This window comes from Streptomyces sp. MGP-BFMKR1, from assembly GCF_057766585.1.
This window is the reverse complement of sequence record NZ_CM173408.1, coordinates 1,081,261-1,097,395: the sequence shown is the minus strand read 5'-3', so window position 1 is coordinate 1,097,395 and position 16,135 is coordinate 1,081,261. Positions and strand designations below refer to the sequence as shown.

Genomic DNA, 16,135 nt, shown 5'->3' with positions numbered 1-16,135 from the left:
GTACTTTTTTCGACCACGGGCCCGGCAGCGGGCCTCCGGCGCAGGCCGGGGGAGCGGCTGCCGGGCCCGTGGTGTGTCATGGGCCCATGCGAGAGCGCGGGGAGAAGCGAGCGATGGAAGAGTCCACCAACCAGCCGGCGGCCGAAGCGACGGCGGGCGCGGGGCGGGAACCACACACCGGGGCGGGCGAGCCGGCCGCGGCCCGCAAGCCCTCCGTGGTGCTGGGCGTGAGCGGCGGCATCGCCGCCTACAAGGCGTGTGAGCTGCTACGCCGCCTGACCGAGTCGGGCCACGACGTACGGGTGGTGCCCACCGCGTCCGCCCTGCACTTCGTCGGCGAGGCGACCTGGTCGGCGCTGTCCGGCCACCCGGTCTCCACGGAGGTCTGGACGGATGTGCACGAGGTGGCGCACGTACGCATCGGGCAGACGGCCGACCTGGTCGTGGTCGCCCCGGCCACCGCCGACACGCTGGCCAAGGCCGCCCACGGGCTCGCCGGCGACCTGCTGACCAACACCCTGCTCACGGCCCGCTGCCCGGTCGTCTTCGCGCCGGCCATGCACACCGAGATGTGGGAGCACCCGGCGACGCGGGAGAACGTGGCGACGCTGCGGCGGCGCGGCGCGGTGGTCATCGAGCCCGCCGTCGGCCGGCTGACCGGCGTGGACACCGGCAAGGGCCGGCTGCCGGACCCGGGCGAGATCTTCGAGGTCTGTCGCCGCGTGCTGGCCGCCGGCCCGGCCGCCGGCGCCCGGCGCGACCTCGCGGGCCGACACGTGGTGGTGAGCGCCGGAGGCACCCGGGAGCCCCTGGACCCGGTGCGCTTCCTGGGCAACCGCTCCTCGGGCAAGCAGGGGTACGCGCTGGCCCGCGCGGCCGTGGCCCGTGGCGCGCGGGTGACTCTCGTCTCCGCGAACAGCGCGCTGCCCGACCCGGCCGGCGCGGACGTGGTGCGCGTGGGTACGGCGGTGCAGTTGCGCGAGGCCATGCTGAAGGCGGCGCCCGACGCGGACGTGGTGGTCATGGCCGCGGCCGTGGCCGACTTCCGGCCCGCGACGTACGCGACCGGCAAGATCAAGAAGCGGGACGGGCAGGAGCCCGAGCCCATCGCGCTGGTGCGGAATCCGGACATCCTCGCCGAGCTCTCGGCCGAGCGCGCCCGCCCCGACCAACTCGTCGTCGGCTTCGCGGCCGAGACCGACGACGTGGTGTCCAACGGCCGGGCCAAGCTCGCCCGCAAGGGCTGTGACCTGCTGGTCGTCAACGAGGTGGGCGAGCACAAGACGTTCGGCGCGGAGGAGAACGAGGCCGTCGTGCTCGGCGCCGACGGCAGCGAGACCCCCGTCCCGTACGGGCCCAAGGAGGCGCTCGCCGAGACCGTCTGGGACCTGGTCGCCCGCGCGCTGCCCCCGGCGACCGACGCCTGACCCCCCGCCTCGCCACCCCGCGCGCCCCAGGCCGGGGCGCGCGGGGCGGCGGGCGCGGCCCGGGCCCCGGCCTCTTCCCCGTACCGCCGGAGCCGGTGGGAGCACGCGAAATCCCCGGTCAACCGGGTGTCGCCGAAGTCGGCGTGAAAAAGCCCCCCAGTGTGTTGCCGAACACCTCATTCACCCCACACAAGTGTGTGTGACAAGTCACCCTGCGCCCGTGTTGCGAGACACGCGGCCCAATCGGCGAGAACGACCGATAAACTGACCTCGGATTCGCGTGGGCGCAGCTCCCGTGCGTCTCCGCCCATGCTCAGCCAGCAGCCGCTGCAACCCCAGGGAGCGATGTGTCCCGCCGCCTGTTCACCTCGGAGTCTGTGACCGAGGGCCACCCTGACAAGATCGCTGACCAGATCAGCGACACCATCCTCGACGCCCTCCTCAAGGAGGACCCGCACTCGCGGGTCGCCGTTGAGACCCTGATCACCACCGGACTGGTGCACGTCGCAGGCGAGGTGACGACGAAGGCGTACGCGCCGATCGCCTCCCTCGTGCGCAACAAGATCCTTGAGATCGGTTACGACTCCTCGAAGAAGGGCTTCGACGGAGCCTCCTGTGGTGTCTCCGTCTCCATCGGCGCGCAGTCGCCCGACATCGCCCAGGGTGTCGACACCGCGTACGAGGCCCGGGTCGAAGGCTCGTCCGACGGGGACAAGGACGACGACCTCGACAAGCAGGGCGCGGGCGACCAGGGGCTGATGTTCGGCTACGCCTGCGACGAGACCCCCGACCTGATGCCGCTGCCGATCCACCTGGCGCACCGGCTCTCGCGCCGCCTGTCCGACGTGCGCAAGAACGGGACGATCCCGTACCTGCGCCCCGACGGCAAGACCCAGGTCACCATCGAGTACGACGGCGAGAAGGCCGTCCGCCTGGACACCGTGGTCGTCTCCTCGCAGCACGCGTCCGACATCGACCTGGACTCGCTGCTCGCCCCCGACATCCGCGAGTTCGTCGTGGAACCGGAGCTCAAGGCCCTGGTGGACGACGGCATCAAGCTGGAGACCGAGGGCTACCGGCTGCTGGTCAACCCGACCGGCCGCTTCGAGATCGGCGGCCCGATGGGCGACGCCGGCCTCACCGGCCGCAAGATCATCATCGACACCTACGGCGGCATGGCCCGACACGGCGGCGGCGCCTTCTCCGGCAAGGACCCGTCCAAGGTGGACCGCTCGGCCGCGTACGCCATGCGCTGGGTCGCCAAGAACGTGGTCGCCGCGGGCCTGGCCTCGCGCTGCGAGGTCCAGGTCGCGTACGCGATCGGCAAGGCCGAGCCGGTCGGTCTCTTCGTGGAGACCTTCGGCACCGCCACCGTCGATGCCGAGCGCATCGAGCAGGCCATCACCCAGGTCTTCGACCTGCGCCCGGCCGCGATCATCCGCGACCTCGACCTGCTCCGCCCGATCTACGCCCAGACCGCCGCGTACGGCCACTTCGGCCGCCCGCTGCCGGACTTCACCTGGGAGCGCACGGACCGGGTGGACGCGCTGCGGCAGGCCGCCGGCCTCTGAGCGGCACGTAGCGACGCCTGACGGCGCGCTCGCGCGCCGACCCGTCCAGCACGCCCGCGGCCCCGGACCCGATGAGGGTTCGGGGCCGCGGGCGTTGTGCCGGGGCCGTGGCCGGGTGGCGGGTGTCGCGGCGCGGCCCGGTGCGAGCGGCTGGCCGGGCCGGCGTGGTATGCGCGGCCCGGCCCCCTGTCAGTGCCGTCTGCTAAGACTGATGCTGTGAGCAGCGAGAACGGGCAGTCGGGTGACGAGCCGGCGCGTGTGGGGCGCGGCGGTGGGAGGGCTGGTGACGCGGCGGCCGGGCGGGGCGCTCGGGCGGGGGAGGAGACGACCGGCGGCGGGCGTGACGCGGGGGATGGGGCCGGGGAGCAGCTCGCGCTGATTCGCGAGACGGTGCGCAAGACCAAGGCGCCCAAGGCCAAGCCGCGCACCTGGCGCGGCGCGCCGCTGGCCAGGGAGCGGCCCGTGGCGCGGGTGCTCGTCGACAAGGGCCCGGTGCACCTGGACAAGCTCTGGGACTACGCGGTCCCGGCCGAGCTGGACGCCGCCGCGCAGCCCGGGGTGCGGGTGCGGGTGCGGTTCGGCGCAGGCACCGGACAGGTCCGCGGCGGGCGGCGCGAGGGCGGCGGGCTCCTCGACGGGTACATCCTGGACCGCGTCGCCGAGTCGGACTACCAGGGCCCACTCGCCGCCATCGCCCAAGTGCTCTCGCCGGAGCTGGCCCTGCGGCCCGAGCTGCTCACCGTGTGCCGCATGGTCGCCGACCGGTACGCGGGGTCGCTGGCCGACGTGCTCCAGCTCGCCGTGCCGCAGCGGCACGCGCGGGTCGAGGCCCAGCCGTCCCCCGCTCCGCTGCCGCCGCCCGCGCCGCCCGAGCCCGGGAGCTGGGCGCGCTATCCGCACGGGCCGAGCTTCCTGCGCGCGCTGGCCAGGGGGGACGCCCCGCGCGCGGTGTGGACCGCGCTGCCCGGGCCCGACTGGCCGATGGAGCTGGCCCGGGCCATGGCCGCCACGCTCGCCGCCGGCCGTGGCGCGCTCGCCGTGCTGCCCGACGGTCGCAGCGCGGCCCGCGTGGACGCCGCCCTCAGCGAACTGCTCGGCCCGGGGCAGCACGTGCTGCTCACCGCCGACAGCGGCCCCGAGGAGCGCTACCGCCGCTGGTTGGCGATCAACCGTGGCGCGCTGCGCGCCGTGGTCGGCACGCGGGCCGCGATGTTCGCCCCCGTGCACCGGTTGGGCCTCGTCGCGATCTGGGAGGACGGCGACAGCAACCACAGCGAGCGGCACGCCCCGCAGCCGCACGCCCGCGAGGTGCTGCTGCTGCGCAGCGCGCACGAGCGCACGGCGTTCCTGCTGGGCAGCGTCAGCCGTACGGTCGAGGCGGCCCAGCTCGTGGAGACCCGCTGGGCGCTGCCGCTCGCCGCGGAGCGCGAAGTGGCGCGCGGCGTGGCCCCGTTGATCCGCACGGTCGGCGACGAGCAGTTGGGGCGGGACGCCGGGGCCCGCGCCGCCCGGCTGCCCAGCCTCGCCTGGCAGACCGCGCGCGAGGGGCTGCGGCACGGGCCGGTCCTCGTGCAGGTCCCGAGGTGGGGGTACGTGCCCCGGCTCGCCTGCGCGAGCTGTCGTACGCCGGCGCGGTGCGGGCGCTGCCAGGGGCCGGTGCAGGCGCCGGCCGCCGGCGCCGCGCTGTGCTGCGGCTGGTGTGGGACCGAGGTCCCCGACTGGCACTGCGCGGAGTGTGGCGGACGGCGTACGCGGGCGCAGGTCGTCGGGGCCCAGCGCACGGCCGAGGAGTTGGGGCGGGCCTTTCCCGAGGTGCCGGTGCTGGCCTCGGGGCGCGATCACATACGCGAGTCCGTACCCGACCGCCCCGCCCTCGTGGTCGCCACGCCGGGCGCCGAGCCCCTCGCTCCGGGCCCCGGGTACGCGGCGGCCCTGCTGCTCGACGGCTGGGCGCTGCTCTCCCGCCCGGACCTGCGCGCCAGCGAGGAGGCGCTGCGGCGCTGGTTGACGGCGGCGGCCCTGGTGCGCGGGCAGGACGCGGGCGGGGTGGTCACCATCGTGGCCGAGCCGACGCTGCGCCCCGTGCAGGCCCTGGTGCGCTGGGACCCCGCCGGGCACGCGGCGCGGGAGCTGGGCGAGCGGGCGGAGTTGGGTTTTCCGCCGGTGTCCCGGATGGCGGCGGTCTCCGGGCCGCCCGCGGCGGTCGCCGGCCTGTTGCGCCTGGTCGAGCTGCCGGACACGGCGGAGGTCCTCGGCCCGGTGCCGGCCGCGGACCCGCGCCCGGGGCCGGCGCGCGCGGCAGGCGCCGAGCCGTCCGCGCCGCGGCTCGGCGCGCCGGAGGAGCCGGGGGGCTGGGAGCGGGCCCTGATCCGGGTGCGGCCCGGCCAGGGGGCGGCTCTGGCGAGCGCCCTGAAGGCGGCCCAGGCCCAGCGGTTGACGCGCAGGCAGGGCGACCCGGTGTGGGTGCGCGTGGACCCGCCCGACATCGGCTGAGGCCGGGCGGGCCCGCCGGGGCCACGGCGTCGAGCCGGGCGGCGGGGCGGGCGTCCGCCCCGACTGGACCGGGTGGGCGCGGTGCCCGGCGGCGCGGGTTACGCGCCCGGTCGCGCGGCCCGTCGGCAGGCCGGCCGTGACGCGCCGGCCGGGGGTGGTGCGGCGCTGGCCCCACACCACGCTGGCCCGGCGGGGGTGAGCCGCCGGGCCAGGTGGAGAGGGGGAGTCCGCGCCGGGTGTCAGCCGTTGCGCGGTCCGGGGAGTGCGCCCGAGCGGGCGTCCTCGCGGAGCGCGGGGGCCGAGCTGCCGGCCGGCGCGGGGAGCGAGGGCATCGAGCGGGCGGCGGGGACGATCGGCGTGGCGTCCGCCGGCCGCTCGGCCGTGCGCAGCGCCTCGCCGCCGCCCTCGGCGCCGCCGGTCGCCGTGGACCGACGGCTGCCGTAGCGGCGGTGCACCGCCTGCTTGGTGACGCCGAGCGCCGAGCCGACCGCGTCCCACGAGAAGCCCAGCGAACGGTCGAAGTCCACCGCGGCCGTCACCAGCGTCTCGATGCTGTCCCGCAGCTCCTGCGCCAGCCGTACCGTGGGGGCTGGCGCCCGCCCGTAGACGACGAAGCCCGCGGACGGACTGGTGCGTCGCGGGCGGTAGACGTTGCCGAGCTGGGCGGTGAGGGTACGCAGTGCGTCCACCTGCCGCCGGACCCGCTCGATGTCCCGGACCAGCAGATGCAGGCTGGCCCGAGCCTGGGCGTCGTGGGTTGCGTGGTCGGCCATGAACAAGCCTCTCGAACCGGCGTTGAAGTCGCTTGGGAAAAGGATCGGGCCGCTGGAGCGGCCCGATTCGGTCAATCTGACTTGACCAACGCCACAGCCGCCCTCGTGGTCACGGTCCGGGGCGCGCGACGCCGATCGCGTACGCCCCCTGATCGGGTGGGTTCGAGCGGGCCCCGGCGGCGGGACTCCGGCTGAGGCGGCGGCCTAGACTGGGGCGCCGTTCCGCAGCGTGTGAGAGGTAGTCCGCCAGACATGAGGCTCGTCTTCGCCGGTACCCCCGAGGTCGCCGTACCCGCCCTGGACGCTTTGCTCGCGTCAGACCGGCACGAGGTCGTGGCCGTGGTCACCCGGCCCGACGCGCCGGCCGGGCGCGGCCGGCGCCTGGTCGCGAGCCCGGTGGCGCAGCGCGCCGAGGAGGCCGGCATCGAGGTGCTGAAGCCGGTCAAGCCGCGCGACGAGGACTTCCTCGCCCGGCTGCGCGAGATCGCGCCCGACTGCTGCCCGGTGGTGGCCTACGGGGCGCTGCTGCCCAAGGTCGCGCTGGACATCCCGGCCCGCGGCTGGGTCAACCTGCACTTCTCGTTGCTGCCCGCCTGGCGCGGGGCGGCGCCCGTGCAGCACGCCGTACTCGCCGGTGACGAGATGACCGGCGCCTCCACCTTCCTCATCGAACAGGGCCTGGACTCGGGGCCGGTGTACGGCGTCCTCACCGAGCAGGTGCGCCCCACCGACACCAGCGGCGACCTGCTGACCCGGCTCGCCTTCGCCGGGGCTGGGCTGCTGGCGGCGACGATGGACGGCATCGAGGACGGCACCCTGCGACCGGTGCCGCAGCCGGCCGAGGGCGTATCGCTCGCGCCGAAGATCGAGGTGGAGGACGCCCGGATCGACTGGGCGGCGCCCGCGCTGCGCGTGGACCGGGTGGTGCGCGGCTGCGCCCCGGCCCCCGGCGCCTGGACGGTCTTCCGCGGCGAGCGGCTGAAGGTGAAGTCCGTACGGCTGGTCACCGACCGCGCCGACCTCGCGCCGGGCGAGATCGCCGCGACGAAGAACGCCGTGTTCGCCGGCACGGGCAGCCACGCCGTCGAGTTGCTGTGGGTGCAGCCGCAGGGCAAGAAGCCGATGGCCGGGGCCGACTGGGCGCGCGGGGTGCGCATCGCGGCGGAGGAGCGGTTCGAGGCGTAGCCAGGCGGTGCCCGCCGCGTCAGGATCAGACGCGCCGGGCTCACGCGCGGCGGGCTTCTGCTCGGCCCGGTCGCGCCCTGGACAGCGTGCCACCGGCTGTCCAGACTGCTGGCGGTGCGGCGGGCCCAACTCCCGTGGGAGTAGCGGCGGTTCACGCCCGCGCTGGTCGTCCCCGACGAGATGAGGTGGCGCTCATGCGGTTCAGCTACGCCCTGCTTCCCGACTATCCGCTCCAGGACTCCCTCGCCTCCATCCGGCTCGCCGACGAACTCGGCTTCCACGCGTGCTACGCGGCGGACGAGACCTGGCACAAGGACCTGTGGTCGCTGTTCGCGGTGGCCGCGGGGCAGACCCGGAACATCCGACTCGGCCCGAGCGCCTCCCCGGTCACGCTGCGCGAGCCGACGTTGATCGCCCAGGCGCTGGCCACGCTGGACGAGCTCTCCCACGGGCGCGCCGAGGCGGTGCTGGCCAGCGGCAACTTCGGGCTGTTGGCGCAGTACGGCATCGAGGGGACGAGGGGCCGCCCGTTGTCGCGGGTGAAGGAGGCGCTCGGCGTGGTGCGCACCCTCCTGGACGAGGGCACCATCACGCGCCGGGGCGAGTTCTTCCGTTACGAGGGGTTGTTCACCTTCGCCCGTCCCGTGCAGGAGCACCTGCCGCTCAAGCTGGGGGCGATGCGCGGGCCGAAGTCCTTCGAGGCGGCTGGGGAGTTGGCGGACGGCTGTCACCACGCCATGAGCTGCACGCGCGAGGCGCTGACGTACGCGGTGGAGCACGTGCGCGCGGGCGCGGAGCGCGCGGGGCGGGACTGGCGGAGCCTGGACCTGGGCGCGTGGGTCGTCTTCGCCACCGGCCCGGAGTCCGCGCCGGCCAGGGAGGCCGCGCGCAGCATGGTCGGCCTGTACGCGTCGGCCATGTCCGACGAGCAACTGCGACGCAACGGGGTGGACCCGGGCGAGCTGCGGCCCGTCCTCGACGCGGTGCGCGCCGGCGATCTGGCCCGCGGCATCGAGCTGACCAGCCCGGAGGTGGTCGAGCGGCTGTCGATCGCCGGGACGCCCGAGGAGTGCGCGGAGGCGATCCGCACCCAGCTCGTGCCCGCCGGCATCAACCACGTGATCTGCGCGATCACCGACGAGACGCTGGTCAGGGCGTTCACTGGGCGGGAGTTGGCCGGGGTGGCCAGCGTGGACGAGCAGTTGCGCCTGATCCACGACGTGGTGCGGCCGGCGGTCGGGTGACGCCGGCGGCGCCCGGCCCCGACCCGCCCGGGGCGGCCCGGGGCCGTGGCGGGGGCGCGCAGCGCGCGGGGCCCGCCGCGGCACGTACGCTGGGAGCGTTCGTCTTCCCAGCTCCGGAGCACCTTTCGTGAACGATCGCCGCCGTCCAGCCAAGCCCTACCGCCGACCGAAGAAGGACCCCGTGCGGGTGCTCGCCTTCGAGGCGCTGCGGGCCGTCGACGAGCGTGACGCCTACGCCAACCTCGTACTGCCCCCGCTGTTGCGCAAGGCCAGGGAGGACGGCGGGTTCGACGCGCGGGACGCCGCGCTCGCGACCGAGCTGGTGTACGGCACGCTGCGCTGGCAGGGCACGTACGACGAGATCGTCGCCGAGTGCGTGGACCGGCCGCTGCGCGAGGTGGACCCGCCCGTGCTCGACGTGCTCAGCCTGGGGGCGCACCAGCTCCTCGGCACCCGGATTCCGACGCACGCCGCGGTCAGCGCGACCGTGGAGCTGGCGCGGGTGGTGCTGGGGGACGGGCGGGCCAAGTTCGTCAACGCCGTGCTGCGGAAGATCGCCGCGGACGACCTCGACGGCTGGCTGCGCCGCGTCGCCCCGCCGTACGACGAGGACCCCGAGGCGCACCTGGGCGTCATGCACGCCCACCCGCGCTGGGTGGTCTCCGCGCTGTGGGACGCGCTGGGCGGCGGCCGGGCCGGGATCGAGGACCTGCTCGCGGCCGACAACGAGCGCCCCGAGGTCACGCTGGTCGCCCGCCCGGGGCGCTCGGGCGCGGACGAGTTGCTGGCGGCGGCGGGCGAGGACCGGGCCCTGCCGGGCCGCTGGTCGCCGTACGCGGTGCGGCTGGTGGACGGCGGCGAGCCGGGGGCGCTGGACGCGGTCCGCGAGGGGCGCGCCGGCGTGCAGGACGAGGGCAGCCAACTGGTGGCCATGGCGCTGGCCAACGCGCCGGTCGAGGGCGCCGACGCGCGGTGGCTCGACGGTTGCGCGGGCCCCGGCGGCAAGGCCGCGTTGCTGGCGGCGCTCGCCGCGCAACGCGGCGCGACGCTGCTGGCGGCGGAGAAGCAGCCGCACCGGGCCCGCCTCGTGGCCCGCGCGCTGGCCGGCAACCCGGGCCCGTACCAGGTGGTCACCGCCGACGGCACCCGCCCGGTGTGGCGACCCGGCTCCTTCGACCGGGTCCTGGTGGATGTGCCGTGCACCGGCCTCGGCGCGCTGCGCCGGCGCCCGGAGGCGCGTTGGCGGCGCCGGCCGGCGGACCTGGAGGGGTTCGCCCCGCTCCAGCGCGGGCTGCTGCGCGAGGCGCTGGCCGCGGCGCGGGTCGGCGGCGTGGTGGCGTACGTGACGTGTTCGCCGCACCTGGCCGAGACCCGGGCCGTCGTGGATGACGTGCTGAAGTCGGCCGGCGGCGCCGAGTGGATCGACGCCCGCCCCCTGCTGCCCGACGTCCCCGGCCTCGGCGACGGCCCCGACGTGCAGCTCTGGCCGCATGTGCACGGCACGGACGCGATGTACCTGGCGTTGCTGCGCCGTACGGGGTGAGGCGCCGGCCTCGCGCCGTCAGGCGTCGCCTTCCTCGGTGGCGGGGCTCCGCGCGTCCTCTCGCGTGAGTGCCCACAGCGCGAGCGCGAGGCAGCTGACCGTGGCGCCGAAGGCGCAGACGGCGCCCCAGCCGGCCGCCGCGTACAGGGTGGTCGCGGCGATGGCGCCGGTGGCGCTGCCGATCGAGTAGAAGACCATGTACCCGCCGATCAGCCGGCTGCCCGCAGTCGGGTGGCGGGCGTGGATCAGGGTCTGGTTGGTGACGTGGACGGCCTGCACGGCGAGGTCGAGCAGGACGACGCCCACGGCCAGCGCCCACAGCGAGTCGCGGGTGTGGGCCAGCGGTAGCCAGGAGACGGTGAGCAGCGCGAGGGCGGCGCCGGTGGTCCACCGCGCGAGCCCGCGGTCGTTCAGCCGGCCCGCCACCGTCGCGGCCAGCGCGCCCACCACCCCGACCAGTCCCCAGGCCCCGATCGCGGTGTGCGACAGGGAGTGTGGCGCCTCGCTGAGCGGCAGCGCGACGCCGCTCCACAGCGTGCTGAACGCGGTGAAGACCAGCAGGCCGAGCGCGGCCCGCAGGCGCAGCAGGCGCTCCCGCGCGAAGAGGGTGACCGTGGAGCGCAGGAGTGGCCCGTAGCGCAGGGCCGCCGGCGGGGCGCCGGTGTGGCGCGGCAGCACGCGGTGCAGGACCAGCGCGAGCAGCGCGGTGAGCACCGCCGACGCGAGGTAGACGGAGCGCCAGCCGGCGAGGTCGGCCATGGCGCCGGAGGCGGTTCGGGCGAGCAGGATGCCGCTGACCACGCCGCTGGTCACCAGGCCGACGACGCGTCCGCGCTGGGCGGGCGGGGCCAGCGAGGCCGCGAAGGCCACCAGCGTCTGGGTGACGACGGCGAGCAGCCCCATGGCGACCATGCCCGCGAGCAGGACCGCCGCCGTCGGGGCCACGGCGATCGCCCCCAACGCCGCGACCAGGAGCAGCAGTTGGGCCACGACGAGCCGCCTGCGGTCGGCCACGTCGCCCAGCGGTACGAGGAAGAAGAGGCCAAGGCCGTACCCGACGTGCGTGAGCGTGACGACGCTGCCGACCAGCGCCGGGCTCATGGCGAGGTCCTGGCCGACGGTCACCAGGAGCGGTTGGGCGAAGTACACGTTGGCCACCGCGGTCCCGCAGGCGACGGCGAAGAGCAGCAGGACCCCACGGGACAGGACGTAGCCGGGCGCCTCCTCGGCCCGGGGCGTGTCCCGGGCCGAAACCGGGGGCGGTGCGGGCGCGCGGTCGGTGGCCATTCGGTACCCCTCCACATGTGGTTTCAACTTGCTACCAGTCGGCACGCTAGCCTTGCCGGTAGCATGTTGCAACCAGAGTGGAAGCGCGGAGTGGAGGACGGCATGGTGACGAGGACCCGGTTCGACGACAGCGACTGCCCCGTCGCGCGGTCGGTGGACGCCATCGGCGACTGGTGGTCCCTGCTGATCGTGCGCGACGCCTTCGACGGAAGCCGCCGCTTCGGGGAGTTCCAGCGCGGTCTGGGCGTGGCGAAGAACATCCTCACCGCGCGGCTGCGCGCACTGGTCGCCGGCGGCGTCCTCGCGTCCGTCCCGGCGTCGGACGGCAGCGCCTACCGCGAGTACGTGCTGACCCCGAAGGGCGAGGCACTCTTCCCCGTCATCGTGGCGCTGCGGCAGTGGGGCGAGGCGCACTTCTTCGCCCCCGGCGAGGAGCACTCGCAACTGGTCGACCGCCGCGACGGGCACCGCCTGCGCGCGCTGGAGGTCCAGTCGGCGGACGGGCGCCCGCTGCGCCCCGACGACACCACCGTCCACAAGGTCACCACCCGGTAGGGCACCCGGCCGGCGGCCCGGGCCGGCCCGCGAGTTGACCCCGCGCGGCCGACAACGAGCCGCGCGCGACCCCCGGTTCGCGGCGCCCGAAGGGCGAGGCACGCTGGTTGCCCGCGCCGCGTCCCACTGGCCCGACCGCCCGGCCCCCCGACCGTCCGGCCCCCGACCCCCTGACCATCCGGCCGCGCCCCGCGCCAGCGGGCGGGCGCACGCGCGTGACCTGACCGCCCGGAGGGGCCGGGCGGTGGCGTCGCGGTGATCCCGGCGCTGCCCGTGGGGGCCCGGCGTGGCAGGCTTGGCGGCATGGCCGTTCAGATCAGTCCCAGCATCCTTTCCTCCGACTTCTCCCGACTGGCGGAGGAGGCCGCAGCCGTGTCGGGCCCCGACGGCGCCGACTGGTTGCACGTTGATGTCATGGACAACCACTTCGTGCCGAACCTGACGCTCGGTGTGCCGGTCGTCGAGTCGCTCGGCAAGGCGTCGGGCGTTCCGCTCGACTGCCACCTGATGATCGAGGACCCGGACCGCTGGGCCCCGCAGTACGTGGAGGCCGGCGCGTCCTCGGTGACCTTCCACGTCGAGGCGGCGCGCGCGCCGGTGCGGCTGGCGCGTGAGATCCGGGCCAAGGGGGCGCGCGCCTCCATGGCGCTCAAGCCGGCGACGCCCATCGAGCCGTACGAGGATCTGCTGCCCGAACTCGACATGTTGCTGGTCATGACGGTCGAACCCGGCTTCGGCGGGCAGGCGTTCCTCGACATCATGCTGCCGAAGATCCGCCGCACCCGGGAGTTGATCGGGCGACACGGCCTCCAGATGTGGCTGCAAGTGGACGGAGGGGTTTCGTCTTCGACCATTGAACGCTGTGCTGAGGCCGGAGCCGACGTGTTCGTCGCCGGTTCCGCCGTCTACGGCGCCGACGACCCGGCCGACGCCGTACGCCGACTGCGGGCCCAGGCGCAGGAGGCGACCGCCACCGCCGCATGGGCGTGCGGACACTGAGCCACGGCTTGGTGAACGCCAAGGTAAAGGGCGAACCAAGGACCGCCGTTTCTGACAGGATGACGGTTGAGTCCAGAACGTGAACAGTGAGGAGAACGCGGTGTCGACGGGCCGTTCAGCCACGCGGATGGGACCCGCCGAGCTGGTGCAGGCGGCGGCTATGGCGCGCCGCTTCTACCTGGAGGGCAAGTCCAAGATCCAAATCGCCGAGGAGTTCGGCGTCAGCCGCTTCAAGGTGGCCCGGGTGCTGGAGACCGCGCTCGACCGCGATCTGGTGCGCATCGAGATCCGGGTGCCCGCCGAGCTCGACGCCGAGCGCTCGGACGCCCTCCGCGCCCGCTACGGGCTGCGCCACGCGGTGGTGGTCGAGTCCGCGCCGGCCCTGACGGACGGCCTGGACGACGCGGCGGGCCCCGCGACGACCGCCCCCACCGACCCGGAGAACCTCGGCGAGGTGGCCGCCGACCTGCTGGGCGAGCTGGTCGACGAGGGCGACGTACTCGGCCTGGCCTGGGGCCGGTCCACCATCAACATGGCCGCCGCCCTGCACCGCCTCCCGCCCTGCACCGTCGTCCAGCTCACCGGCGTGTACGACGCGGGCACGGCCGAGCGCGGCTCGGTCGAGGCGGTGCGCCGGGCGGCGGCCGTCTCCGGCGGCGAGGCCCACCCCATCTACGCGCCGATGCTGCTGCCCGACTCGGCGACCGCCGCCGCGCTGCGCCGCCAGCCCGGCATCGCCCGCGCCTTCGAGTACTTCGACAAGGTCACCGTGGCGGCCGTGTCCATCGGCTCCTGGGCGCCGGGCATCTCCACCGTCTACGACATGCTCAGCGACGAGGAGCGGGCGCAGTACGCCTCGCTCGGCGCCGCCGCGGAGATGTCGGCCCACCTCTTCGACGCCGAGGGCCGCCGCATCGGCCGCGACCTCGGGGAACGCTGCATCACGGTGGAGGCCGACCGGCTGCGCCGCATCCCGGAGGTGGTGGCCATCGCGGGCGGGCTGCGCAAGGCGGAGGCGATCGGCGCGGTGCTCCGCTCCGGCCTGGTGACCAGCCTCGTCACGGACACGGCCGTCGCGGACTACCTCCTCCTTGAAACCGGCCCGGGCCCGCGCCCGGCCCTCGACCGGGCCGACCCGGACGGTGTGAGCCAGCCCGGGCCCGGCGGCGCGAGCTAGCCCGTACGTCGCGGCGACGCCTGACGCCCCGGACCGAACGGGTCCGGGGCGTCAGGTGTGTGGGCCCGGGGAGCGGCGGGCCTTCAGTAGAGGTCGTTCTCGTAGTGGTGTTCCAGCGTGGCGTCCAGGGAGCCGACCTGGTCGCCGAGGGTGCGGGCCATCTTGCCGGCGTTCTCCGCGACGGTCAGGGCGGAGAAGCTGCTGCCGAGGGTCAGGGCGTCGGCGAGGCCGCGGGCGTCGCCGTCCCACAGCCGGGCCCGGATCACGGCCTTCCCGCACTGCCCGAACACCTCGCGGACCCGCACGATGGTCGCGAGCACCGCGGGCTTGCCCTCGGCGCCGAGCCGGTCGAGCAGTTCGGGGTCGTCGGTGATGAACGCGTCCCCGTTCACCCGTAGCACCTCGCGCACCCCCGGCACGAAGAACGCGAGCCCCACGGCCGGGTTGCGGGACACGTTCTCGAAGGTGTCGGCGAGCCGGTTGCCGGGGCGCTCGGGCAGGGCGAGCGTCCACGGGTCGAGCACCCGCACCGCACCCGGCGGGTCGCCCTTGGGGCTGGTGTCCAACTGGCCCAGCTCGTCGGCGGAGGCCACCACGCAGAAGGTGCTGTGCGCGACGAAGCGGGTGGCGAACTCCCCGAGGTAGGGCTCCTTCTTCTCCGCGATGAAGGGCAGCGGGTGGCCCAGCACCTCGCGCACCCGGGCCAGGTCGATCGGCCGGTAGGCGTCGGCCGCCGTCCGGGCCGGCGCGGCCCCGCGCGGCGGGTCGATGGTCTCGGTCATGGTCGTCCTCCTCGCGGCGCGCACCGCGCCGCTCCGTCAGCCGTCGAGCGGTCACACATCGAGCACCAGCCGTCTCCCGCGCGCCCGGGAGACGCAGGGGTACATGCGGTCGCCGGCCGCGCGCTCGTCCGCCGTGAGGATGTCGTCCAGGTGCTCGGGTTCGCCGTCGAGCACCCGGGTCTCACACGTACCGCAGACGCCCTCCCGGCAGGAGCCGACCACCGGCACGCCGGCCGCTTCGAGCGCGCTCAGAACGGAGCGGTCGCCGGGCACGGTCACCGTCGCCTTCGACCGCGCGCACACCACCTCGACCTCGGCCCGTGGCCCGGCCGGCCTGGGCCGCGCCGCGAACCGCTCCATGCGCACGGTGCCCGGGGCCCAGTGCGCGCTCCCCTCCTCGACCGCGGTCAGCAGGGACTCGGGACCGCAGGCGTACAGGGCGGTGCCGGGGCGGGGCCGGGCGAGCCAGTCGTCGAGCGGCATGCGGCCCGCCTCGTCCTTCGGGTAGCGCCACACGTGTGCGCGGTGGGGCGCGAGTTCGTCGAGGAAGGCCATCGAGGCCGCCGTGCGACCGCCGTACGCCAGGCGCCACGGCACGCCCCGGCGCACGGCCTCCCGCACCATCGGCAGGATCGGCGTGATGCCGATGCCGCCCGCGATGAACAGGTACGCCGGCTCCGGGCGGAAGCCGAAGTTGTCCCGCGGGCCGCGCACCCGCACCGGCTGGCCCGGGCGCAGGAAGGCGTGCACGTACTCCGAACCACCCCGGCTGCCGCGCTCGCGCAGCACCCCGACGCGGTAGCGGGAGCGGTCCGCCACCGAGCCGCACAGCGAGTACTGGCGGGCGATCCCGGTGGGCAGGACCAGCTCGATGTGGGCGCCGGGGCGCCACGGCGGCAGGTCGCCTCCGTCCGCCGCGGCCAGCTCGACGGAGACCACGCCCACGGCCTCCCACCGCAGTTGCCGTACCACCATCGCCAGCTCGTCCGCCGGTGTGCGCGGGCGAGCCGGGGCCACCTGTCGCATGGGCCACTCCCAATAAAGGTTAACGTTGTTATCAACGGTGAATTCAAGGTAGTGATAACGTTGTTAACGTGTC

Annotated in this window: 13 protein-coding genes; 9 read left to right on the top strand and 4 right to left on the bottom strand. The window is 75.2% G+C overall.

Annotation, left to right across the window (positions count from 1 at the left end):
- Positions 1-113: 113 nt before the first annotated feature.
- The 3 genes from coaBC to AC3CHW_RS04005 all read left to right on the top strand — a co-directional run bounded on the left by coaBC (position 114) and on the right by AC3CHW_RS04005 (position 5,491).
- On the top strand, positions 114-1,427 hold the full coding sequence (gene coaBC, locus AC3CHW_RS04015; protein WP_488469585.1) for a bifunctional phosphopantothenoylcysteine decarboxylase/phosphopantothenate--cysteine ligase CoaBC: 1,314 nt from the start codon (positions 114-116) through the stop codon (positions 1,425-1,427).
- Between the two features lie 347 nt (positions 1,428-1,774).
- Positions 1,775-2,998, top strand: a complete 1,224-nt coding sequence (gene metK / locus AC3CHW_RS04010; RefSeq protein WP_187060773.1) for a methionine adenosyltransferase — start codon at positions 1,775-1,777, stop codon at positions 2,996-2,998.
- 258 nt (positions 2,999-3,256) lie between these two features.
- Positions 3,257-5,491, top strand: coding sequence for a primosomal protein N' (locus tag AC3CHW_RS04005; protein ID WP_488470960.1), 2,235 nt, complete (start codon positions 3,257-3,259; stop codon positions 5,489-5,491).
- A gap of 239 nt (positions 5,492-5,730) precedes the next feature.
- Here AC3CHW_RS04005 and AC3CHW_RS04000 read toward each other — a convergent pair whose 3' ends face one another.
- Entirely contained in the window at positions 5,731-6,264 is a 534-nt protein-coding gene (locus AC3CHW_RS04000; protein ID WP_176165023.1) for a hypothetical protein, read from the bottom strand.
- A gap of 252 nt (positions 6,265-6,516) precedes the next feature.
- Here AC3CHW_RS04000 and fmt point away from each other — a divergent pair, with 252 nt between their 5' ends.
- From fmt to AC3CHW_RS03985, 3 genes are all read left to right on the top strand, one after another.
- The gene (gene fmt, locus AC3CHW_RS03995) at positions 6,517-7,449 is read left to right on the top strand and encodes a methionyl-tRNA formyltransferase (protein ID WP_488469584.1); all 933 of its coding nucleotides are present in this window, start codon (positions 6,517-6,519) and stop codon (positions 7,447-7,449) included.
- Between the two features lie 194 nt (positions 7,450-7,643).
- Entirely contained in the window at positions 7,644-8,693 is a 1,050-nt protein-coding gene (locus AC3CHW_RS03990) for an LLM class flavin-dependent oxidoreductase (RefSeq protein ID WP_488469583.1), read from the top strand.
- A gap of 127 nt (positions 8,694-8,820) precedes the next feature.
- Positions 8,821-10,236, top strand: a complete 1,416-nt coding sequence (locus AC3CHW_RS03985) for an RsmB/NOP family class I SAM-dependent RNA methyltransferase (protein ID WP_488469582.1) — start codon at positions 8,821-8,823, stop codon at positions 10,234-10,236.
- Positions 10,237-10,254: 18 nt separating this feature from the next.
- On the opposite strand, the gene AC3CHW_RS03980 is transcribed toward AC3CHW_RS03985, so the two are convergent.
- Positions 10,255-11,523, bottom strand: coding sequence for an MFS transporter (locus tag AC3CHW_RS03980; RefSeq protein WP_488469581.1), 1,269 nt, complete (start codon positions 11,521-11,523; stop codon positions 10,255-10,257).
- Between the two features lie 102 nt (positions 11,524-11,625).
- Here AC3CHW_RS03980 and AC3CHW_RS03975 point away from each other — a divergent pair, with 102 nt between their 5' ends.
- The 3 genes from AC3CHW_RS03975 to AC3CHW_RS03965 all read left to right on the top strand — a co-directional run bounded on the left by AC3CHW_RS03975 (position 11,626) and on the right by AC3CHW_RS03965 (position 14,254).
- On the top strand, positions 11,626-12,078 hold the full coding sequence (locus AC3CHW_RS03975) for a winged helix-turn-helix transcriptional regulator (RefSeq protein ID WP_398607108.1): 453 nt from the start codon (positions 11,626-11,628) through the stop codon (positions 12,076-12,078).
- 303 nt (positions 12,079-12,381) lie between these two features.
- Positions 12,382-13,077, top strand: coding sequence for a ribulose-phosphate 3-epimerase (gene rpe / locus AC3CHW_RS03970; RefSeq protein WP_217200645.1), 696 nt, complete (start codon positions 12,382-12,384; stop codon positions 13,075-13,077).
- Positions 13,078-13,204: 127 nt separating this feature from the next.
- Entirely contained in the window at positions 13,205-14,254 is a 1,050-nt protein-coding gene (locus AC3CHW_RS03965; protein WP_176166561.1) for a sugar-binding transcriptional regulator, read from the top strand.
- A gap of 83 nt (positions 14,255-14,337) precedes the next feature.
- Here AC3CHW_RS03965 and AC3CHW_RS03960 read toward each other — a convergent pair whose 3' ends face one another.
- Positions 14,338-15,036, bottom strand: coding sequence for an MSMEG_1061 family FMN-dependent PPOX-type flavoprotein (locus AC3CHW_RS03960; RefSeq protein WP_398606809.1), 699 nt, complete (start codon positions 15,034-15,036; stop codon positions 14,338-14,340).
- Positions 15,037-15,087: 51 nt separating this feature from the next.
- Entirely contained in the window at positions 15,088-16,062 is a 975-nt protein-coding gene (locus tag AC3CHW_RS03955) for a PDR/VanB family oxidoreductase (RefSeq protein ID WP_488469580.1), read from the bottom strand.
- Positions 16,063-16,135 lie beyond the last annotated feature (73 nt).